This window comes from Stenotrophomonas sp. YJH_SMC_57 (assembly GCF_059369755.1).
The window spans coordinates 42045-60316 of the sequence record NZ_JCAFSZ010000009.1; the positions used below are offsets into that span (position 1 = coordinate 42045).

The window sequence follows — 18272 nt, forward strand, 5'->3', positions numbered from 1 at the left end:
TCGAAGAGCCCGTCCATGAGCACCGCCGCCCCCACCGCCCCGACCCTGATCATCGTCAGCGGCCTGTCCGGCTCGGGTAAATCCGTGGCCCTGAAGACCTTCGAGGACCAGGACTACTACTGCTCGGACAACCTGCCGATCAATCTGCTCCCGGATTTCGTACGCAGCCTGCTGGCCAACCACGATGGCCACGCGCCGCGCCGGCTGGCGGTGGGCATCGACGTGCGCGGCCAGGCCGATCTTGGCCAGCTGGGCGACTGGCGGCGACTGGCCACCGACGCCGGCGTGGAGGTGAAGGTACTGTTCTTCGAGGCCAGCGACGAAACGGTGCTCAAGCGCTATGCCGACACCCGTCGCCGGCATCCGCTGAGCCAGTTGGGCCTGTCACTGCCCGAAGCGATCGCGCGCGAGCGCGTGCTGACCGCCCCGCTGCGCCGCGAGGCCGATGCGGTGATCGACACCAGCGCGCTCAACGTGCACCAGTTGCGGCGACGGATCATCACCGAGTTCACCCTGGACCACGCCACCCGGCTGTCGCTGCTGTTCGAATCGTTCGCCTACAAGCGCGGCGTGCCGGCCGAGGCGGACTTCGTGTTCGACGCGCGCGTGCTGCCCAACCCGCACTGGGACCCGGAGCTGCGCGCGCTGAGCGGCCGCGAGCCGGGCGTGCGCGACTACCTGGAAGCGCAGCCCGACGTGCAGCGCTACCTGGCCCAGCTGACGGACTTTCTCGATACCTGGCTGCCGAAGCTGGGCGACGGCACCCGCAGCTACGTGACCGTGGCGTTCGGCTGTACCGGTGGCAAGCATCGATCGGTGTTCCTGGCCGAGCGCATGGCCCGCCACGCACGCGAGATGGGCTGGGAAGACGTGGCGACCTACCACCGCGAACAGGATTGAGGGGGCGGCCGGGCTGCACCCGGCACCCGCGGTAGTGCCGGCCGCTGGCCGGCAACCTCAACAGCTAATGCAGCATTCCGAGGGATGGCGGTGCGGGTCCGGTTGCGGGGGACGCCGTAAACCCATCCATGGGGGCTTGGCCGCGGCATCCATGCCGCGGACACCCCCGCAACCGGACCCACCCCGCCTCTGACAGATTCCGTGTGCTGTTGGTGGGTGTCGACCTTGGTCGACACGATGGATCCACGCCATGCGTGGATGAACCTCTGTCAGGCATCGGAAAGACGGACAGGGTCGGATCGCTTTTTCGGCGAAACGGGCATACCAGCCGGGCAACGCTGAATACGGGACACAGTGCCCCTCTCCTGCTGCTATCGCCGATTCACCTTGACCTGTTAACGTGCAGTAATGACCTGTGGCATTCTCCTCGTAACACATCCCGGGGTCGGGACCGCCCTGCTTGAGGTGGCGACCCGGCTCCTGCGGCAATTGCCGCTGAAGACCGAAGCTTTCGAAGTACCGTTCGACGCAGACCTGGACGCCCTGCTCCCGCTCGCCTCGGCCGCCCTGCGGCGGGTTGACGGTGGGGAAGGCGTGCTGATCCTGACCGACCTGTACGGCGCCAGCCCCGCCAACCTTGCCGGGCAGCTGGCCCGGCTGGGGACCCCGGTTCGCCGGGTGTCGGCGCTGAGCCTGCCGATGTTGCTGCGGGTGATGAATTATCCGGAACAGGGACTGGATCAACTGCCCGCCACAGCCGCGGCGGGTACCCGTAATGGAGCGATAGTCGACGATGCTTGAACGAGAACTCACCGTCAGCAACCGCCTGGGCCTGCATGCCCGGGCCACCGCCAAGCTGGTGCAGACCCTGGCGCCGTTCCGCTGCAACGTGACCATGGCCGCCAAGGGCCGTGAGATCAACGCCAAGAGCATCATGGGCGTGATGCTGCTGGCTGCCGGCCAGGGCACCCCGGTCACCGTGCGCATCAACGGCGAGGACGAAGCCGCCGCGATGGAGGCGGTGGTGGGCCTGTTCGAACGCCGTTTCGACGAGGACAGCTGAGCGTGCCACGCGCACGCGCCGGCCAGCTCCCCTCCGGCCAGCGGCCGGTGCAGCTGCTGGCCGGCCATGGCGCAGCGCGCGGCACAGCCATGGGCCGCGCCCGCGTGCGCCTGCCGCATGCCCTGGAGGTGGCCGAACAGCGTGTCGCCGCCCACCAGGTCGAGGCCGAGCTCGCGCGCCTGCACCATGCGGTGGATGCGGCGCGCACGGAAATGCACGAGCTGCGCCAGCGCCTGCATGGGGCACTGAACCAGGAAGTGGGCGAGTTCCTCGACCTGCACGCGCTGCTGCTGGACGACCCCGAGCTGCTGTATGGCCTGGACGAACTGATCCGCAGCGGCCCGTACAGCGCCGGCTATGCGCTGCGCCTGCAACGCGACCGCCTGGCCAAGGTCTTCGATGGCATGGACGATGCCTACCTGAAGAGCCGCATGGACGATCTGGACCATGTGATCGGCCGCATCCACGCCTTCCTGCAACCGGACCGGCCGCCGGTGATGAAGGGCCTGGCCGGCGAGATCCTGGTCTGCGACAACATTGCCCCGTCCGAGCTGGCGCAGCTGCAGGCGCAAGGGGTGGTCGGCATCGTCACCGCCGCCGGCAGCGCGCTGTCGCACAGTGCGATCCTGGCACGCAGCCTGCACCTGCCGCTGATCGTCAACGTACCGCAGCTGCTCAGCCGCATCGCCGACGGCGACGTGCTGATCATCGACGGCGCCGACGGCAGCATCACGGTCAACCCGCAGGCCGACAACCTGCGTGACTACCGCGCGCGACTGAAAGAGCATGCGCGTGAACAGCGCGAGCTGGGCCGCCTGCGCAGCAAGCCCAGCCGTACCCGCGACCAGGTCGACATCGCCCTGCTGGCCAACGCCGAATCGCTGGAGGACGTGACCCAGGCGCATGCGCTGGGCGCGCAGGGGCTGGGCCTGTACCGCACCGAATTCCTGTTCCTGCAGCGCAACGAGCTGCCGGACGAGGAAGAGCAGTTCCAGACCTACCGCGATGCCGCGCTGGGCATGAGCGGGCGTCCGGTCACCATCCGCACGCTCGACCTGGGCGCGGACAAGGCCGATCGCACCGGCCTGACCCTGAGCAACGAAGAGAATCCGGCACTGGGCCTGCGCGGCGTGCGCCTGTCGCTGGCGCGGCCGAAGGTGGCCGACACCCAGCTGCGCGCGATCCTGCGTGCCTCGGCTTACGGCAAGCTGCGCGTGCTGGTTCCGATGGTCAGTACCCGCGAGGAGCTGCTTGCGGTGCGCCGGCGCATGCTCAAGCTGACCGAACAGCTGCGCGGCGAGGGCCACATGGTGTCCGACCATGTGCCGCTGGGCGCGATGATCGAAGTACCCGCGGCCGCACTGGCGCTGGAGAGCTTCATCGATCTGGTCGATTTCCTGTCGATCGGTACCAACGACCTGGTGCAGTACCTGCTCGCCGCCGACCGCAACAACGAAGCGCTGGGCGAGCTCTACTCGCCGTTGCATCCGGCCGTGCTGCGGCTGCTGCAGATGGTGATCGACACTGGTGCGCGCCATCGCATCCCGGTGGCGGTCTGCGGCGAGATGGCCGGCGATGCCCGGATGACTCCACTGCTGCTGGCGCTGGGCCTGAGCGAGTTCAGCCTGCATCCCGGTACGTTGCTGGAGGTGCGCCGGGCGATCCGCGAGGCCGACCTGGGCGCCTTGCGCGCCCGCGCGCCGAAGCTGCTGGCGGCGCGCGACCGCCGCGGCATCGAGCGCTGGCTGGCACTGGTGGCGGACACGCCCTGACCGCAGGCGGTAGTGCCGGCCGCTGGCCGGCAACCTCATGGACTTCGATGGGGACGATTGCCGGCCAGCGGCCGGCACTACCCTCACCCAGCGGCTATGCGTTGAAACATCCCCTTGCGATAATGACGCGCTGAACACCCCTGTTGCCGCATCCTTGCCGGGATCGCGGCTTTTCTTATCCCGCGGGAGCTGCGATGGCTGAAGCTGTACGCCACGACAAGACTGCGCGCCAACTGCGGATGCTGTCCGATGCACTGGACAGCGGCCGGCTGGGTCCGGTGCGTCGGCTGGTCAACACCCTGGCCCCGGCCGAGATCGGCAACCTGCTCGAATCGCTGCCGCCGGGCAAGCGCGAGGTGGTGTGGGGCCTGGTCGACCCGGAAGATGACGGCGAGGTGCTGGTCCACGTCGGCGACGACGTGCGCGAAAGCCTGCTCGCGGACATGGACCCGGACGAGATCATCGCCGCGGTCGAAGACCTGGACATCGACGACCTGGCCGACTTGGTCGAAGACCTGCCGGACACGGTCATCGACGAAGTCCTCAAGTCGATGGACCGCGAAAACCGCGAGCGCCTGGAACAGGTTCTGTCCTACCCCGAGGACAGCGCCGGCCGCCTGATGAACCCGGACGTGGTGACCGTGCGCGCCGACGTCAACGTCGACGTGGTGCTGCGCTACCTGCGCCTGCGCGGCGAACTGCCCGATCACACCGACCACCTGTTCGTGGTCAGCCGGCGGCACCAGTACCTCGGGCGGGTCTCGCTGGCCGCGCTGGTGACCCACGAGGACACCACGCCGATCAACCGCCTGATCGACGACGAGCAGCCGGCCATCGACGTCGGCGAGAGCGACCAGGAAGTGGCACGGCAGTTCTCCGACCATGACTGGATCTCGGCGCCGGTGGTGGACGACAACAACATCCTGATCGGCCGCATCACCATCGATGACGTGGTCGACATCATCCGCGGCCAGGCCGAGCACCAGGCGCTGGGCGCCGCCGGCCTGGACGAGGACGAGGATCTGTTCAGCCCGGTCTGGCGCGCCATGCGCCGGCGCCTGATGTGGCTGTCGGTAAACCTGTGCACCGCTTTCCTGGCTTCCAGCGTGGTCGGCCACTTCGAAGGCACCATCGACAAGCTGGTGGCGTTGGCGGTGCTGATGCCGATCGTGGCCGGCCTGGGTGGCAATGCCGGTACCCAGGTGCTGGCGCTGATGGTGCGCGGCCTGGCGCTGGGCCAGGTGGGCGCATCCAATGCGCGCACGCTGCTGTGGAAGGAAGTGCGGGTCGCCTTGTTGAATGGCGTGATGCTGGGTTCGGTGCTGGGGCTGATCGTGCTGGCCTGGTTCCACTCGCCCGGGCTGTCGGCGGTGATCGCCATCGCGCTGACCTGCAACCTGCTGTTCGCCGCACTGGCCGGCGTACTGGTGCCACTGACGCTCAAACGCTTCGGCTTCGACCCGGCGCTGGCCAGCGGCATCTTCCTGACCGCGGTGACCGACTCGATGGGCTTCTTCACCTTCCTCGGCCTGGCCACCCTGGTGCTGCTGCACTGACCGTATCAAGGGATGGAGCCCCGCCATGCGGGGCTCTGCCCCCCTTCCCACTGGAACACCGATGGCAACGACGATCGAAAACTACTTCCAGCCCGGCTGGCGCGACCAGCAGCACACGTGCCCGGCCTGCGAATGGAAGGGCAGCTCGCGCGGCATGGAGATGGAACTGGACGAGGACGCAACCGAGTACGACTGCCCGGTCTGCGAGAACCCGTTGCTGGTGGTGCTGCATCCGGACATGGCGCAGGTGCAGGCCGCCGCCGCCGAAGGCAATGCCGAGGCCCAGGAACAACTGGAGATCATCGCCAGTTTCCCGCGCCCGCAGTGACGCGGCGCATGATGCCGCATGGACGGCGGCGGACTACGATGGAGGCGTTCCCGCCGCCCCAGGAATTCCCATGGTCCGTTCCATGTCGCGCTGGCTGCCCCTGCTGGCCCTTCTGATGATGACCGGATGTGCCTCGCTGCCGGACAGCGCGCGTGGACGCTTCGAAGCCCGCGCGGTCAAAGTGGACGGCGAGACCGCCTACTACCAGGTGTTCATTCCGGCCGGGCTGCAGGCCCCGGCGTCCGCCAGTGTTCCGGTCATCCTGTTCCTGCATGGCTCGGGCGAGCGCGGCAGCGACGGCATCAGGCAGACGCGCGCGGGGCTTGGCCCCTATCTGCGCGAGCATCCCGACTTCCCGGCCCTGGTTGTCTTCCCCCAGGCAGCAAAGCACTCGGAATGGAGCGGCCACAACAACCGCATGGCCCTGGCCGCGCTGGACGCGACAATCGCCGAGTTTGGCGCCGACCCTGCGCGCCAGTACCTGACCGGCATGTCGATGGGCGGCTACGGCAGCTGGAACATCGCCCTGGACGATCCACGCCGCTTTGCCGCGATCGTGCCGGTATGCGGCGCTGTGCTGGCACCGCGCGCGAAGCGCCCGACCCTGTTCGTCGAACACGTCGCGCATGAGGCCGATCCTTACGCGGTGATCGCCCAGCGCCTGCAGCACGCACCAATCTGGATCTTCCACGGCGCACTGGATGATGTGGTGCCACCGGACGACGACCGCAGGCTGCACAGTGCCTTCCAGGGCGCCAACGCGCGCGACGTGCGCTACACCGAGTACCCGGAAGGCAACCATAACGCCTGGGACGCCACCTACGCCGACCCGGCGATGTGGGCCTGGCTGTTCGCGCAGAAGCGCTGACCCGAAGCGTCCGGTGGTTGCCGACCAAGGTTGGAGCCTGGTTTGGGTAGGTACCCACCAAGGCCGGAACCTGCTTTCGGTGGGTGCCAACCTTGGTTGGCACTATCTGTCCGCACCCATGAACTCCGCCTTGGCACAGGAACCTTCGAGTTCCCACTCACACCACGCATGCGGGTACTCACCGAGCTGCGTGGCCAGCCCCGCCCTGATCGGATTCGCCATCACATACATTGCGTGCCGGAACAGCGATTCATCAGAGCGGATCGCGTGATCGTGATAGCAGGACTGCCAGAAGCGCCCCACCCTGCCCAGTACCCTGTTTGCGTACACCGCCGTACGCGACTTGAAGCGCCTCATGACTACGTCGAGTGATGCCGCGCGCAGCTGCATCAACCAATGGACGTGATCCGGCATGACCACGTAGGCGATGGAATGGGTCAGACCTTCCAGATCCAGACGCTGGAACTGCTGCATGGCGGTAATCGCAACGGCGTCATTGGCGAACAGAGCCGCTCGGCCATGCACGTTCGTCGTCAGGATGTAGCTCCGGCCGAGACTGGAATGACGGCCTAGCAGGAGGCGGGTGCTGTTCATGCACAAGAGCATGGGCGGGCGCATGTTCCCTGAACATCGGGAAATCACCTTCGCCCGGGTAGGCCAGTGCCAACCAGGGTTGGCACCCACCACACCAGCAGTGCCAACCAGGGTTGGCACCTACCAGAACAATGAGTGCCAACCAAGGTTGGCACCCACCAGAGCGGTCAGCCCAGCAGGGTTTCCAGCACGGCCATGCGCACGGCGACGCCGTTGGCGACCTGGCGCAGTACCCACGACTGCGGGCCGTCGGCCACCTCGTCGGTCACTTCCACGCCGCGGTTGATCGGGCCCGGGTGCAGCACGGCAGCATCCTTGCCGGCGCGCGCCAGGCGTTCGTTGGTCAGCCCGTACTCGGCGTGGTACTGCTCCAGCGACGGCACCAGGCCTTCTTCCATGCGCTCGCGCTGCAGGCGCAGCATCATCAGCGCGTCGACGCCTTCCAGCATGGCATCGAAATCATCGCCCACCACGCAGCCCTTCAGGGTCTCGTCGTCCGGCAGCAGCGACTGCGGGCCGCACACGCGGATCTCGCCCACGCCCAGCGTACGCAGCGCATGCAGGTCGGTGCGGGCCACGCGCGAATGCTTCACGTCGCCGACAATCACCACCTTCAGCTTCGAGAAGTCCGGGCCCTTGGCCTGGCGCAGGGTCAGCATGTCCAGCAGGCCCTGGGTCGGGTGCGAGCTGCGGCCGTCACCGGCATTGATCAGCGCGGTGCCCTCGCCCGCCGCTTCAGCCAGTGCGGCGACGGCGCCATCATCGGGGTGGCGCACGACGAAGCCGCGCACACCCATCGCTTCCAGGTTGCGCAGCGTGTCGCAGGCGGTTTCGCCCTTGCGCGTGGAAGAGGTCGAGGCATCGAAATTCAGCACGTCGGCACCCAGGCGCTGGGCGGCCAGCTGGAACGAGCTGCGGGTGCGGGTGGACGGTTCGAAGAACAGCGTGCACACCGCCGAGCCGGCCAGCACGTGGCGCTTGTTGCCGACGCGGCCGACCGCGGCGTCGCGGATCTGCCCGGCGCGATCGAGCAGCTGCAGCAGGGTTTCGCGCGGCAGCCCCTCAAGGGTCAACAGGTGGCGCAGGCGTCCGGAGGCATCGATTTGCTGGGCGGTCATGGCGGGAGTCGTGCAGTCAGGGAATGGGGGTGGCGTCGTCGGGAGACGACAGCCAGCGATCGATGATCACCGCCGCGGCCACGGCGTCGAGGGCGGCCGCATCGCGGCGGCGCTTGCGCCCTTCGGCGCGCTCGACGGCGAAGCGGCGCGCGGCCTCGACCGAGCTGGAACGCTCGTCGATCATCACCACCGGCAGCTTGAAGCGTTCGCGCAGCTGGCGGGCAAAGCCCTGCGCGCGCTTGCGATTCGGCTGGTCCTGGCCGTCCAGGGTCAGCGGGTCGCCGACCACCAGGCCATCGGGCTTCCATTCCTTGAGCAGGCGTTCGATTGCCGCCCAGTCCGGCCCGTTGCCGTGCACATCGACCACGGCCACCGCGCGTGCATGGGCGGCGAAGGCACTGCCGATGGCCACGCCGATACGCCGCGAGCCGACATCGAAACCCAGAACCGTGCCGTCGCGGCGGATGGCCGGGGCAGCAGACACCGGTGCGGGGGCCGCTGGATCAGACATGGCCGCTGTAGTCGGTCAATCGGTACAGATCCACGCCGATGCGCGAGGCCGCGCCTTGCCAGCGCTGCTCCAGCGGCAGCTGGAACACCAGCTCGGCATCGGCCGGCACGGTCAACCAGCTGTTCTCGGCCAGCTCGCTTTCCAGCTGCCCTGCGCCCCAGCCGGCGCAGCCGAGGGTGACCACGGCGTTGGCCGGGCCTTCACCGCGCGCCATCGCTTCAAGGATGTCGCGCGAGGTGGTCAGGTACAGGCCCTCGCCCACGGTCAGGCTGGAATCCCACGCCCGTGCGTCATCGTGGATGACGAAGCCGCGTTCGGGGTGCACCGGGCCGCCATTGAGCACCATGCGCGCCTGCAGGTCGCCATCGCCGGTGGTGATGTCCATCTGTGCGAGCACCTCGCCCAGGGTGTATTCGGACGGCTGGTTGACCAGCACGCCCATCGCGCCGTTCTCGTCGTGCTGGCAGATCAGCGCAACGCTGCGGGCGAAGGTCGCGTCGAGCAGCGACGGCAGCGCGACGAGCAGGTGATCGGCAAGGGAGGTCGGCGTTACTGGCATGGCGCCATTCTAGCGGCTGGGCGCGCCGGGCGCCTCCACCCGGCGGTCACGGCGCGCATAATGGCCAGCCCGTACCGCAGGAATTCAACGTGTCCGGCTACTGCCTCATCGCCCCGGGCCATCCGGTGCACGACTACTACCACGCCAACGAGTACGGCTTCCCGCAGCGCGACGAGCGCGAGCTGTTCGAACGGCTGGTGCTGGAAATCAACCAGGCCGGCCTGAGCTGGGAGACCATCCTGAAGAAGCGCGAAGGCTTCCGCGCGGCCTATGACGGCTTCGACGTGGACCGCGTGGCGGCCTATGCCGAGCAGGACATCGAGCGGCTGCTGTCGGATGCGGGCATCATCCGCAATCGGCTGAAGGTACTGGCGGTGATCCACAACGCGCAGGTGATCCAGCAGCTGCGCGCCAGCCATGGCAGCTTCGCAGCCTGGCTCGATGCTCACCACCCGCGCAGCAAGGCTGACTGGGTGAAGCTGTTCAAGAAGACCTTCCGCTTCACCGGCGGCGAGATCACCGGCGAGTTCCTGATGAGCCTGGGCTACCTGCCCGGTGCGCACGCCACGGACTGCCCGGTGCATGCGCGGCTGCTGAAACTGTCGCCACCGTGGTTGCAGGCCTCCCGGTAGTGCCGGCCGCTGGCCGGCAGCCTCGCGAGGCCACAGGTGTTGCCGGCCAGCGGCCGGCACTACCGTCGAATCGTCACACGCCCATGTAACGGCCGGGACGGTGGTTGAACATCAGCACCAGGCTGAGCACCACCGCGCCGATGGCCGAGTACAGCACCTTCGACGGCGACAGCACGAAGAACGCGGCCACCATCAGGCAGGCGTCGTAGGACATCTGCACCTTGCCTGCGCTCCAGCCGCGGGTGCGCTGCAGGTACACCGCCAGGATGCCGATGCCGCCGAGGCTGGCACGGTGGCGGATGAAGAACAGGATGCCCAGGCCGGACAAGGCGCCGCCGACGATGGCCGAGTACAGCGGGTGGATATGCGAGAAATCGATCCAGCGCGGCAGCAGGTCGGTCAGCACGCCGCAGGCGGTGACCGCGGCAAAGGTCTTCAGGGTGAATTCCCAGCCCATGCGTCGCAGCGCCACCCAGTAGAAGGGCAGATTGACCAGTACGAACACCACGCCGAAGTTCCAGTCCAGGGCGTAGTGCAGCAGGAAGGCCATGCCGGCCATGCCGCCGATCATCAGCCCACTCTTGGCGAAGATGGCCAGGCCCAGCGAGGCCACCATCGTGGCCAGCACCATGCCCTGCACGTCTTCGGCGATCGAGTGCCGCAGTGCAGTTTCGTCGGCGGTGGTACCGGCACTGTCGGGCGGTGGGGTCAGCGGACCGGCGGTGACCAGGTGGCCGTCAGCGTCGTCGCACGGCGCGGGGCCATGGGATTCAAGGGACATGCGGGTGGGGGAACAACGGGTGGGGAGCGGTATTAGACACGATCTGCATGACAGTTGCAGATGAAATCGTTCAGCTGAAGGCGCTCCACCCTGCCCCCGACCCGCGGCGGGTCAGCCCTTGCCGGCCAGATGGTGCGCCACCAGCGCGTTGGCGTGGCCATGGCCGAGGCCGTGCTCGCTCTTCAGGAAGCTGACCAGTTCCATGTGCTTCAGGCCCTGCCTGGCCGCCAGCAGCCCGAACCAGTGCGCTACCGGCTGGCCGTAGGTCTTCTCGATGGAGGGGAAATACGAGGCCGGGCCTTTCGGCGTGGTGTCAGTGCTCATGTGCTGCTCCTGTTGAAAGTCATTCATTCGACGAACCACAGACGTGGAAATCGACATCCCCACATATCCGACCCCGTGTCGACCAACGGTCGGCACCCACCATCAACAGCAGGTTCCAACGGCTCGCGGGAAACTGTCGAAGACGGGGTGGCTCAGGTTGCGGCCATGGATGGCGCGACCGAGGCTACATGGACGTACTTGCGCCGTCCCCCGCAACCTGAGCCACCCTGCCTCCCGCAGGAAGCCCGCTTTTGAAGTTGACGTTGCCGTTGTTTCGGCAGGTGCCGGGCGCAGCCCGGCCGTATCATCCCCTCATGCCCCGTGAAAACCTCAACGACCTGCAGGCCTTCGTCCACGTCGCCCGCGCGGGCAGCTTCACCAAGGCCGCCGCCCAGCTCGGCGTGTCCCAGTCCGCGCTCAGCCATGCCATGCGCGGCCTGGAACAGCGGCTTGGCGTGCGCCTGCTGACCCGCACCACCCGCAGCGTGTCCACCACCGAGGCCGGCGCCCGCCTGCTGGAAACCCTGGCCCCACGCCTGGCCGAGATCGAGGACGGGCTGGCCGCACTGGCCGAGTACCGCGAACGACCGGCCGGCACCATCCGCATCAACGCCACCGGCCATGCCGCCGAGTACATCGCCTGGCCGCGGCTGGCACCGTTGCTGCAGCAGTATCCGGAGCTGAAGGTGGAACTGGCCGCCGACTACGGGCTGGCCGACATCGTTGCCGAGCGCTACGACATCGGCATCCGCCTGGGTGAGCGCCTGGCCCGCGACATGGTCGCGGTGCCGATCAGCCCGCCGCTGCGCATGCGCGTGGTCGGTGCGCCCGCCTACTTCCGCCAGCACGTGGTACCGCGGCATCCGCACGACCTGGCCGTGCACAACTGCATCACCCTGCGCCTGCCCACCCATGGCGGGCTGATGCCGTGGGACTTTGGCCAGGACGGCAACGAACTGAGCGTGCGCGTGAGTGGTCAGTGGATCTTCAACAGCATGGGCATGACGCGCGCCGCCGCGCTGGCCGGCAGCGGCCTGGCCTGGCTGCCGGAAGACCAGGTGCAGCCGATGCTGGACGATGGCCGCCTGCAATCCGTGCTGGACGACTGGTGCCCGCATTTCGATGGCTACTACGCGTATTACCCGTCTCGCCGCCACGTCACCGTGGCGATGCGCACGGTGCTTGATGCATTGCGTGGGCCGATGGGGAGTTGAGGAGTGCGGACCAACGGTCCGCACCCATCACCAATGGTCCGCGCCCACTGGGTGATCAGCCCTTGGCCTGGGCGGCGCGCTGCGCGTTGTAGCGCTCGCCGACGATCGACACTTCATCCAGCGCCTGTGCGATGCGCTGCAGTTCCTCCGGCGCCAGTTGCAGTGCGGCCGCGCCCAGGTTTTCGTCCAGGCGGTGGACCTTGGTGGTGCCCGGAATCGGCACGATCCACGGCGCCTGCGCCAGCAGCCAGGCCAGCGCCACCTGCGCCGGTGTGGCGCCACGTGCCGCGGCGATCGTGCTGATGCGATCGACCAGGGCCTGGTTGGCGCGGCGCGCTTCCACCTCGAAACGCGGCACGGTGTTGCGGAAATCGTTGGCGTCGAAGGTGGTGTCGGCGCTGATCGCGCCAGTCAGGAAGCCACGGCCCAGCGGGCTGAACGGCACGAAGCCGATGCCCAGTTCCTGCAGGGTCGGCAGCAGCTCGCGCTCGGGCTCGCGCCACCACAGCGAGTACTCGCTCTGCACGGCAGCAACCGGCTGCACCGCATGCGCGCGGCGCACGGTGGCGGCACTGGCCTCGGACAGCCCGAAGTGACCGACCTTGCCTTCGGCGATCAGGTCACGCACGGTGCCGGCGACATCCTCGATCGGCACGTTCGGATCGACGCGGTGCTGGTAGAACAGGTCGATATGGTCGGTACGCAGGCGCTTGAGGCTGGCCTCGGCCACCGCACGGATGTTCTCCGGGCGGCTGTCCAGGCCGGTGTCGACGCGCGCATCCTTGAAGCCGAACTTGGTGGCGATCACCAGCCTGTCGCGGTACGGCGCCAACGCCTCGCCAAGCAGATCTTCGTTGGTGTACGGGCCGTACACCTCGGCGGTGTCGAAGAAGGTCACGCCGCGTTCAACGGCGGCCTGCAGCAGGGCGATGCCCTGGCTGCGCTCGACCGGCTGGCCATAGCCATGGCTCAGGCCCATGCAGCCCAGGCCCAGGGCGGAAACCTTCAGGCCGCTGCGGCCGAGTTCACGTGTCTGCATCGTCGTGCTCCAGAGGGGGAGCGCTGACGATACGCCTGCACGGCCGACGGATTGAACCGACGGGATGGCAGTCGGTCATGACTGGAATTCATCAATCCAGCCACGACCGGCGCCGGCCGGGTCACCGGATCTCGGAGATCTCCACGCCATCCAGCCCCTGCGACAGGGTGCGCGCGTCGCCGCCCTGGCTGAGCTTGATGCGCAGGCGCACTTCGTTCTGCGAATCGGCGTAGCGCAGCGCGTCCTCGTAGCTGATCTCGCCGGCCTGGTAGAGCTCGAACAGGCTCTGGTCGAAGGTCTTCATGCCCAGCTGGACCGAATCCTTCATCACTTCCTTCAGCTTGTGGATCTCGCCGTCGCGGATGTAGTCCTGCACCAGCGGCGTGCCCAGCAGGATCTCCATCGCCACCTTGCGTGAGCGGCCATCGGGCGAAGGAATCAGCTGCTGCGCGACCACGCCCTTGAGGTTCAGCGACAGGTCCATCAGCAGCTGGTTGCGGCGGTCTTCCGGGAAGAAGTTGACGATGCGGTCCATCGCCTGGTTGGCGTTGTTGGCATGCAGGGTGCACAGCACCAGGTGGCCGGTTTCGGCAAACGCGATGGCGTGGTCCATGCCTTCGCGGGTACGCACCTCGCCGATCATGATCACGTCCGGCGCCTGGCGCAGGGTGTTCTTCAGCGCCGCTTCCCAGCTGTCGGTATCGATGCCGACCTCGCGCTGGGTGATGATGCAGCCCTCGTGCTTGTGCACGAATTCGATCGGGTCTTCGATGGTGATGATGTGGCCGGTCGAGTTCTGGTTGCGGTAACCGATCATCGCTGCCAGCGAGGTCGATTTACCGGTACCGGTGGCACCGACAAACAGGATGATGCCGCGCTTGGTCATCGCCAGCGTCTTGATGATCGGCGGCAGGCTCAGCTCTTCCACAGTTGGAATGCGCGTCTCGATGCGACGCAGCACCATGCCGACCTGGTTGCGCTGGTAGAAGCAGCTGACACGGAAGCGGCCGACACCGGACAGGCCGATGGCGAAGTTGCACTCGTGGGTCTTCTCGAATTCCTCGCGCTGCGCCGGCGTCATCACGTTGAGCACCAGGTCGCGGCTCTGCTGCGGCGTGAGCGGGGTCTGGGTGATCGGCGAGATCTTGCCATTGACCTTCATCGCCGGCGGCATGCCGGCGGTGATGAACAGGTCCGAGGCGCGCTGGTGCGCCATCAGCTTGAGGAACGAAGTGAAATCGATGGTGGTCGCGGTGGTGTTCACGGCGGGCTCCCAATGGGGCATGTACCAGGAAACGGTCGATGGAGGAAACGGCACGGAACGGCGGCGCCGTGGCGCACGCCGCCCCGTTGCTGCCCCGCCTTACTCGAACAGGCGCTTGTCCTTGGCGTAGTCGCGGGCCTGGTTGCGGGTGATCAGGCTGCGCTTGACCAGGTCCTGCAGGTGCTGGTCCAGGGTCATCATGCCGTACTGCTGGCCGGTCTGGATGGCCGAGTACATCTGCGCGACCTTGTCCTCGCGGATCAGGTTGCGGATGGCCGGGGTGCCGACCATGATTTCCCACGCTGCGGTACGACCGCCGCCCACCTTCTTCAGCAGTGCCTGCGAGATCACCGCACGCAGCGACTCGGACAGCATCGAACGCACCATCGGCTTTTCGCCGGCCGGGAACACGTCGATGATGCGGTCGATGGTCTTGGCCGCCGAACTGGTATGCAGGGTGCCGAACACCAGGTGGCCGGTTTCCGCTGCGGTCAGCGCCAGGCGGATGGTTTCCAGGTCGCGCAGTTCGCCCACCAGGATGATGTCCGGGTCCTCACGCAGCGCCGAACGCAGCGCTTCGTTGAAGCCGTGCGTGTCGCGGTGCACTTCGCGCTGGTTGATCAGGCACTTCTGCGAGGTGTGCACGAATTCGATCGGATCCTCGACGGTGAGGATGTGGCCGTATTCGTTCTTGTTGATGTAGTCGATCATCGCCGCCAGCGTGGTCGACTTGCCCGAGCCGGTCGGGCCGGTCACCAGGATCAGGCCCTGCGGCTGCTGGATCACTTCGCGGAACAGCGGCGGGCAGGCCAGGTCTTCCAGGGTCAGCACTTCGGACGGAATGGTACGGAACACCGCACCGGCGCCACGGTTCTGGTTGAACGCATTCACACGGAAGCGCGCCAGCGACGGAATCTCGAAGGAGAAGTCCACTTCGAGGAATTCCTCGTAATCGCGGCGCTGCTTGTCGGACATGATGTCGTACACCAGCGCGTGGACCTGCTTGTGGTCCAGGGCTGGGATGTTGATCCGGCGCACGTCGCCGTCCACGCGGATCATCGGCGGCAGGCCTGCGGACAGGTGCAGGTCGGACGCTTTGTTCTTTACGGAAAACGCCAACAGCTCGGCGATATCCATGAGCGGCTACTCCCCAATAACGGCTTCGACTGGAAGGATCTTTCCCCGGGCGGCAGTATAGCCTCCTGATTCAACGGAACGCGTTACGTGGCCACTCCCCTGCCCCAGATCCTGAGCAACCTGCATGCGGCCGCCGAGGCCGCTGGCAGGCCCGACCCACGCCTGCTGGCGGTGTCCAAGACCCAGCCGGCCGAGGCGGTGGCTGCGCTGGCCGCGCAGGGCCAGCATGCCTTCGGCGAGAACTACGTGCAGGAAGCACTGGCCAAGATGCAGGCGCTGCAGCACCTGGCGCTGGAGTGGCACCTGATCGGCCACCTGCAGTCGAACAAGGCCGATGCCGTGGCCAGCCACTTCGACTGGGTGCAGAGCGTGGACCGGCTCAAGCTGGTGACCGCGCTGGCACGCCATCGCCCTGCAGCGCGCGGGCCGCTGAACGTGCTGATCCAGGTCAACATCGACGACGAATCCAGCAAGCACGGCTGTGCGCCGGACGAGGTCGATGCACTCGCTGCCGCGATTGCCGCCGAACCCGGCCTGCGCCTGCGCGGCCTGATGGCGATTCCCGCGCCGTGGCCCGAGGCCGAACGACGCCGCGACGCATTCGTGCGCATGCGCACACTTTTCCAGTCGCTGGCGGCCCAGCACGCGCAGGTCGACACCCTGTCGATGGGCATGAGCGGCGATTACGCCGACGCCATCGCCGAGGGCGCCACCCTGGTGCGCATCGGTACCGCCCTGTTCGGCGCGCGTCCGCGCCCGGCCTGACATCACAAGGAGACTTCCATGGCAGCTGATTCCATCACCTTCATCGGCGGCGGCAACATGGCGCGCAGCCTGATTGCCGGCCTGATCCGCCAGGGCGTGCCCGCCGCGCACATCCACGTGGCCGAACCGGTGGCCGAGCTGCGCCAGACGCTGGCCGCCGACTTCGGCGTGCAGGTGCATGACAACGCGGCCGATGCCGCCGCGCAGGGCCGCACCTGGCTGCTGGCGGTGAAGCCGCAGGTACTGCGCGACGTCTGCCAGTCGCTGCAGGCACTGGCACAGGCACAGCGCCCGCTGGTGGTGTCGATCGCCGCAGGCATCACCAGCGCGCAGCTGGAGCGCTGGCTGGGCGGCGATCTGGCAGTCGTGCGTGCAATGCCCAACACCCCCGCCCTGCTCGGTGCCGGCGTGACCGGCTTGTACGCGACGCCATCGGTGGATGCGCAGCAGCACGCGAAGGCCGAACAGGTGCTGGCCAGTGCCGGGCGCACGGTGTGGATCGACAGCGAAACGCTGATGGATTCGGTCACCGCCGTTTCAGGCAGCGGGCCGGCCTATGTGTTCCTGCTGGCCGAAGCGATGGAAGCGGCCGGCATCGCGCAAGGCCTGCCGGCCGATGCCGCGCGTGCGCTGGTGGTGCACACCCTGCTGGGCGCATCGCGCATGCTGGATGAAGCCGGCGAAAGCCCGGCCGAACTGCGCCGCCGCGTGACTTCGCCGAACGGCACCACCCAGGCGGCGATCGAGAGCTTCCAGGCTGGGGGGTTCGAGGCGCTGGTGGACAAGGCGCTGCGCGCCGCGCAGGTGCGCGGGCAGGAATTGTCTGCGGCGAATGATTGATCCCGATGTGTGCCGACCAACGGTCGGCACCCACCGTCATCATTGCCCCATTGTGGCCATGACGAAATCGACGAAGCACTGCAACCGTGGGCGCGGCCTGCGGTCAGGCAGGTAGATCAGGTGCATCGGCCGCGGTTCGGGCAGATAGTCGCGCAGCAGCGGCTTCAACCGCCCTGCCGCGATTTCACCCGCCAGCAGTGCCGTCGGCTGCAGCACCAGCCCCGCGCCGGCCACTGCGGCTTCGCGCAGTGCAACGCCATCATTGCAGGTCAACCGCGCTTCCCAATCCACCTGTTCGCCGTTGGCCAGCTGCCAGCCATGGCCACCACGCCAGGCCAGATGGCTCAGGCAGTCATGCCCTTGCAGATCCGCCGGCGTACGCGGCGTGCCGCGCCGGCGCAGGTACGACGGCGCCGCGCACAGGCTCATCGCATACGGCGGCAACGGCCGTGCCACCACCTCCTGCGACGGCAGCGGCCCGACCCGGATCGCCACGTCGAATCCATCCTCGATCAGGTCCACGCGGCGGTTGCTCAGGTCCAGCTCGATGTTCAACTGCGGCTGTGCCCGCAGCAGGGCAGCCAGTTGCGGGGCCAGCACGCAGCTGCCCCAGGTGCTCGGCGCGCTGACCCGCAGCAGGCCACGCGGCTGCACCTGCAGGCCGGCCACATCGGCTTCGGCCTGCTGCACCTGTTCCAGCACCTGCCGGCACCCGGCCAGGTAGGCGCTGCCGGCTTCGGTCAGGCGCTGGCGGCGGGTGTTCCGTTGCAGCAGCGCAGTGCCCAGGTGCACCTCCAGCTGCTGGACGTACTTGCCGACCATCACCGCCGATACCTGCAACTGTTCAGCGGCGCCGGCAAAGCTGCCGCGCTCGGCCACGGCGACGAACGCCTGCATGCAGCGAAGCGTATCCATTACCAACCCCAGGTTAGGAATCTGCGAAGCATACGCCACTTACTTAACCGTGCCGTGAGCGCGCAGACTGCGCTCATTCCCCCACTCGCAAG

Annotated in this window: 21 protein-coding genes; 11 read left to right on the forward strand and 10 right to left on the reverse strand. The window is 67.5% G+C overall.

The genetic code is table 11. From position 1 onward, the window contains the following. Positions 1 to 15: 15 nt before the first annotated feature. The 7 genes from rapZ to AC5P7U_RS13445 all read left to right on the forward strand — a co-directional run bounded on the left by rapZ (position 16) and on the right by AC5P7U_RS13445 (position 6487). Positions 16 to 900, forward strand: a complete 885-nt coding sequence (gene rapZ / locus AC5P7U_RS13415) for an RNase adapter RapZ (RefSeq protein ID WP_197564707.1) — start codon at positions 16 to 18, stop codon at positions 898 to 900. A gap of 408 nt (positions 901 to 1308) precedes the next feature. Further along, positions 1309 to 1701, forward strand: a complete 393-nt coding sequence (locus AC5P7U_RS13420) for a PTS sugar transporter subunit IIA (protein ID WP_006422749.1) — start codon at positions 1309 to 1311, stop codon at positions 1699 to 1701. Further along, complete coding sequence (locus tag AC5P7U_RS13425; RefSeq protein ID WP_005408385.1) at positions 1694 to 1963, forward strand: HPr family phosphocarrier protein; 270 nt, start codon at positions 1694 to 1696, stop codon at positions 1961 to 1963. The genes AC5P7U_RS13420 and AC5P7U_RS13425 overlap by 8 nt, the downstream gene beginning before the upstream one ends. Before the next feature lie 2 nt (positions 1964 to 1965). Further along, positions 1966 to 3735: a phosphoenolpyruvate--protein phosphotransferase gene (ptsP, locus tag AC5P7U_RS13430; protein WP_008267984.1), complete on the forward strand. Its 1770-nt coding sequence runs from the start codon at positions 1966 to 1968 to the stop codon at positions 3733 to 3735. A gap of 194 nt (positions 3736 to 3929) precedes the next feature. Then, on the forward strand, positions 3930 to 5291 hold the full coding sequence (gene mgtE / locus AC5P7U_RS13435; protein ID WP_005408383.1) for a magnesium transporter: 1362 nt from the start codon (positions 3930 to 3932) through the stop codon (positions 5289 to 5291). Between the two features lie 61 nt (positions 5292 to 5352). Next, complete coding sequence (locus AC5P7U_RS13440) at positions 5353 to 5619, forward strand: hypothetical protein (protein ID WP_006422684.1); 267 nt, start codon at positions 5353 to 5355, stop codon at positions 5617 to 5619. 70 nt (positions 5620 to 5689) lie between these two features. Continuing rightward, positions 5690 to 6487 (forward strand): carboxylesterase family protein, encoded by a 798-nt coding sequence (locus AC5P7U_RS13445; protein WP_006422683.1) that lies wholly within the window; start codon positions 5690 to 5692, stop codon positions 6485 to 6487. A gap of 102 nt (positions 6488 to 6589) precedes the next feature. Here the strand turns inward: AC5P7U_RS13445 and AC5P7U_RS13450 are convergent, their stop codons facing one another. From AC5P7U_RS13450 to AC5P7U_RS13465, 4 genes are all read right to left on the reverse strand, one after another. Continuing rightward, positions 6590 to 7081, reverse strand: a complete 492-nt coding sequence (locus tag AC5P7U_RS13450) for an REP-associated tyrosine transposase (protein ID WP_414555244.1) — start codon at positions 7079 to 7081, stop codon at positions 6590 to 6592. Positions 7082 to 7248: 167 nt separating this feature from the next. After that, the gene (locus tag AC5P7U_RS13455) at positions 7249 to 8199 is read right to left on the reverse strand and encodes an aspartate carbamoyltransferase catalytic subunit (RefSeq protein ID WP_049456205.1); all 951 of its coding nucleotides are present in this window, start codon (positions 8197 to 8199) and stop codon (positions 7249 to 7251) included. A 16-nt stretch (positions 8200 to 8215) separates the two neighbouring features. Then, the gene (gene ruvX, locus AC5P7U_RS13460; protein WP_180879650.1) at positions 8216 to 8683 is read right to left on the reverse strand and encodes a Holliday junction resolvase RuvX; all 468 of its coding nucleotides are present in this window, start codon (positions 8681 to 8683) and stop codon (positions 8216 to 8218) included. 19 nt (positions 8684 to 8702) lie between these two features. Further along, a complete protein-coding gene (locus tag AC5P7U_RS13465) occupies positions 8703 to 9269 on the reverse strand; it encodes a YqgE/AlgH family protein (RefSeq protein ID WP_495221193.1) in 567 nt (188 codons plus the stop codon). A gap of 89 nt (positions 9270 to 9358) precedes the next feature. Between AC5P7U_RS13465 and AC5P7U_RS13470 the strand changes: the two genes are divergently transcribed. Continuing rightward, a complete protein-coding gene (locus AC5P7U_RS13470) occupies positions 9359 to 9901 on the forward strand; it encodes a DNA-3-methyladenine glycosylase I (RefSeq protein WP_495221195.1) in 543 nt (180 codons plus the stop codon). A gap of 73 nt (positions 9902 to 9974) precedes the next feature. Here the strand turns inward: AC5P7U_RS13470 and AC5P7U_RS13475 are convergent, their stop codons facing one another. Both AC5P7U_RS13475 and AC5P7U_RS13480 read right to left on the reverse strand, forming a co-directional pair. Beyond that, positions 9975 to 10682: a YitT family protein gene (locus AC5P7U_RS13475; protein WP_008266805.1), complete on the reverse strand. Its 708-nt coding sequence runs from the start codon at positions 10680 to 10682 to the stop codon at positions 9975 to 9977. A gap of 111 nt (positions 10683 to 10793) precedes the next feature. Then, positions 10794 to 11006 carry a DUF4287 domain-containing protein gene (locus AC5P7U_RS13480; protein WP_197564901.1) on the reverse strand — a complete coding sequence of 71 codons (213 nt, stop codon included), beginning with the start codon at positions 11004 to 11006 and terminating at the stop codon, positions 10794 to 10796. Positions 11007 to 11320: 314 nt separating this feature from the next. On the opposite strand from AC5P7U_RS13480, the gene AC5P7U_RS13485 reads away from it, so the two are divergent. After that, positions 11321 to 12220: a LysR family transcriptional regulator gene (locus AC5P7U_RS13485; protein ID WP_495221196.1), complete on the forward strand. Its 900-nt coding sequence runs from the start codon at positions 11321 to 11323 to the stop codon at positions 12218 to 12220. 55 nt (positions 12221 to 12275) lie between these two features. Here AC5P7U_RS13485 and AC5P7U_RS13490 read toward each other — a convergent pair whose 3' ends face one another. The 3 genes from AC5P7U_RS13490 to AC5P7U_RS13500 all read right to left on the reverse strand — a co-directional run bounded on the left by AC5P7U_RS13490 (position 12276) and on the right by AC5P7U_RS13500 (position 15660). Then, positions 12276 to 13259 carry an aldo/keto reductase gene (locus tag AC5P7U_RS13490; protein WP_006422553.1) on the reverse strand — a complete coding sequence of 328 codons (984 nt, stop codon included), beginning with the start codon at positions 13257 to 13259 and terminating at the stop codon, positions 12276 to 12278. Positions 13260 to 13380: 121 nt separating this feature from the next. Next, entirely contained in the window at positions 13381 to 14523 is a 1143-nt protein-coding gene (locus tag AC5P7U_RS13495; protein ID WP_006422552.1) for a PilT/PilU family type 4a pilus ATPase, read from the reverse strand. 99 nt (positions 14524 to 14622) lie between these two features. After that, a complete protein-coding gene (locus AC5P7U_RS13500; RefSeq protein ID WP_006422551.1) occupies positions 14623 to 15660 on the reverse strand; it encodes a type IV pilus twitching motility protein PilT in 1038 nt (345 codons plus the stop codon). 87 nt (positions 15661 to 15747) lie between these two features. Here AC5P7U_RS13500 and AC5P7U_RS13505 point away from each other — a divergent pair, with 87 nt between their 5' ends. Both AC5P7U_RS13505 and proC read left to right on the forward strand, forming a co-directional pair. Further along, positions 15748 to 16425: a YggS family pyridoxal phosphate-dependent enzyme gene (locus tag AC5P7U_RS13505; RefSeq protein WP_495221197.1), complete on the forward strand. Its 678-nt coding sequence runs from the start codon at positions 15748 to 15750 to the stop codon at positions 16423 to 16425. An 18-nt stretch (positions 16426 to 16443) separates the two neighbouring features. Further along, positions 16444 to 17265, forward strand: a complete 822-nt coding sequence (gene proC, locus AC5P7U_RS13510) for a pyrroline-5-carboxylate reductase (protein WP_049457581.1) — start codon at positions 16444 to 16446, stop codon at positions 17263 to 17265. A gap of 39 nt (positions 17266 to 17304) precedes the next feature. Here the strand turns inward: proC and AC5P7U_RS13515 are convergent, their stop codons facing one another. Beyond that, positions 17305 to 18180: a LysR family transcriptional regulator gene (locus tag AC5P7U_RS13515; protein WP_312560187.1), complete on the reverse strand. Its 876-nt coding sequence runs from the start codon at positions 18178 to 18180 to the stop codon at positions 17305 to 17307. Positions 18181 to 18272: the final 92 nt, after the last annotated feature.

Excerpts from the sequence above, each read along its gene's own strand:
- rapZ (WP_197564707.1), top strand. The coding sequence starts at position 16 with ATGAGCACCGCCGCCCCCACCGCCCCGACCCTGATCATCGTCAGCGGC.
- AC5P7U_RS13420 (WP_006422749.1), top strand. The coding sequence starts at position 1,309 with ATGACCTGTGGCATTCTCCTCGTAACACATCCCGGGGTCGGGACCGCC.
- AC5P7U_RS13425 (WP_005408385.1), top strand. The coding sequence starts at position 1,694 with ATGCTTGAACGAGAACTCACCGTCAGCAACCGCCTGGGCCTGCATGCC.
- mgtE (WP_005408383.1), top strand. The coding sequence starts at position 3,930 with ATGGCTGAAGCTGTACGCCACGACAAGACTGCGCGCCAACTGCGGATG.
- AC5P7U_RS13440 (WP_006422684.1), top strand. The coding sequence starts at position 5,353 with ATGGCAACGACGATCGAAAACTACTTCCAGCCCGGCTGGCGCGACCAG.
- AC5P7U_RS13445 (WP_006422683.1), top strand. The coding sequence starts at position 5,690 with ATGGTCCGTTCCATGTCGCGCTGGCTGCCCCTGCTGGCCCTTCTGATG.
- AC5P7U_RS13450 (WP_414555244.1), bottom strand. The coding sequence starts at position 7,081 with ATGAACAGCACCCGCCTCCTGCTAGGCCGTCATTCCAGTCTCGGCCGG.
- AC5P7U_RS13455 (WP_049456205.1), bottom strand. The coding sequence starts at position 8,199 with ATGACCGCCCAGCAAATCGATGCCTCCGGACGCCTGCGCCACCTGTTG.
- AC5P7U_RS13465 (WP_495221193.1), bottom strand. The coding sequence starts at position 9,269 with ATGCCAGTAACGCCGACCTCCCTTGCCGATCACCTGCTCGTCGCGCTG.
- AC5P7U_RS13475 (WP_008266805.1), bottom strand. The coding sequence starts at position 10,682 with ATGTCCCTTGAATCCCATGGCCCCGCGCCGTGCGACGACGCTGACGGC.
- AC5P7U_RS13480 (WP_197564901.1), bottom strand. The coding sequence starts at position 11,006 with ATGAGCACTGACACCACGCCGAAAGGCCCGGCCTCGTATTTCCCCTCC.
- AC5P7U_RS13485 (WP_495221196.1), top strand. The coding sequence starts at position 11,321 with ATGCCCCGTGAAAACCTCAACGACCTGCAGGCCTTCGTCCACGTCGCC.
- AC5P7U_RS13490 (WP_006422553.1), bottom strand. The coding sequence starts at position 13,259 with ATGCAGACACGTGAACTCGGCCGCAGCGGCCTGAAGGTTTCCGCCCTG.
- AC5P7U_RS13500 (WP_006422551.1), bottom strand. The coding sequence starts at position 15,660 with ATGGATATCGCCGAGCTGTTGGCGTTTTCCGTAAAGAACAAAGCGTCC.
- proC (WP_049457581.1), top strand. The coding sequence starts at position 16,444 with ATGGCAGCTGATTCCATCACCTTCATCGGCGGCGGCAACATGGCGCGC.
- AC5P7U_RS13515 (WP_312560187.1), bottom strand. The coding sequence starts at position 18,180 with ATGGATACGCTTCGCTGCATGCAGGCGTTCGTCGCCGTGGCCGAGCGC.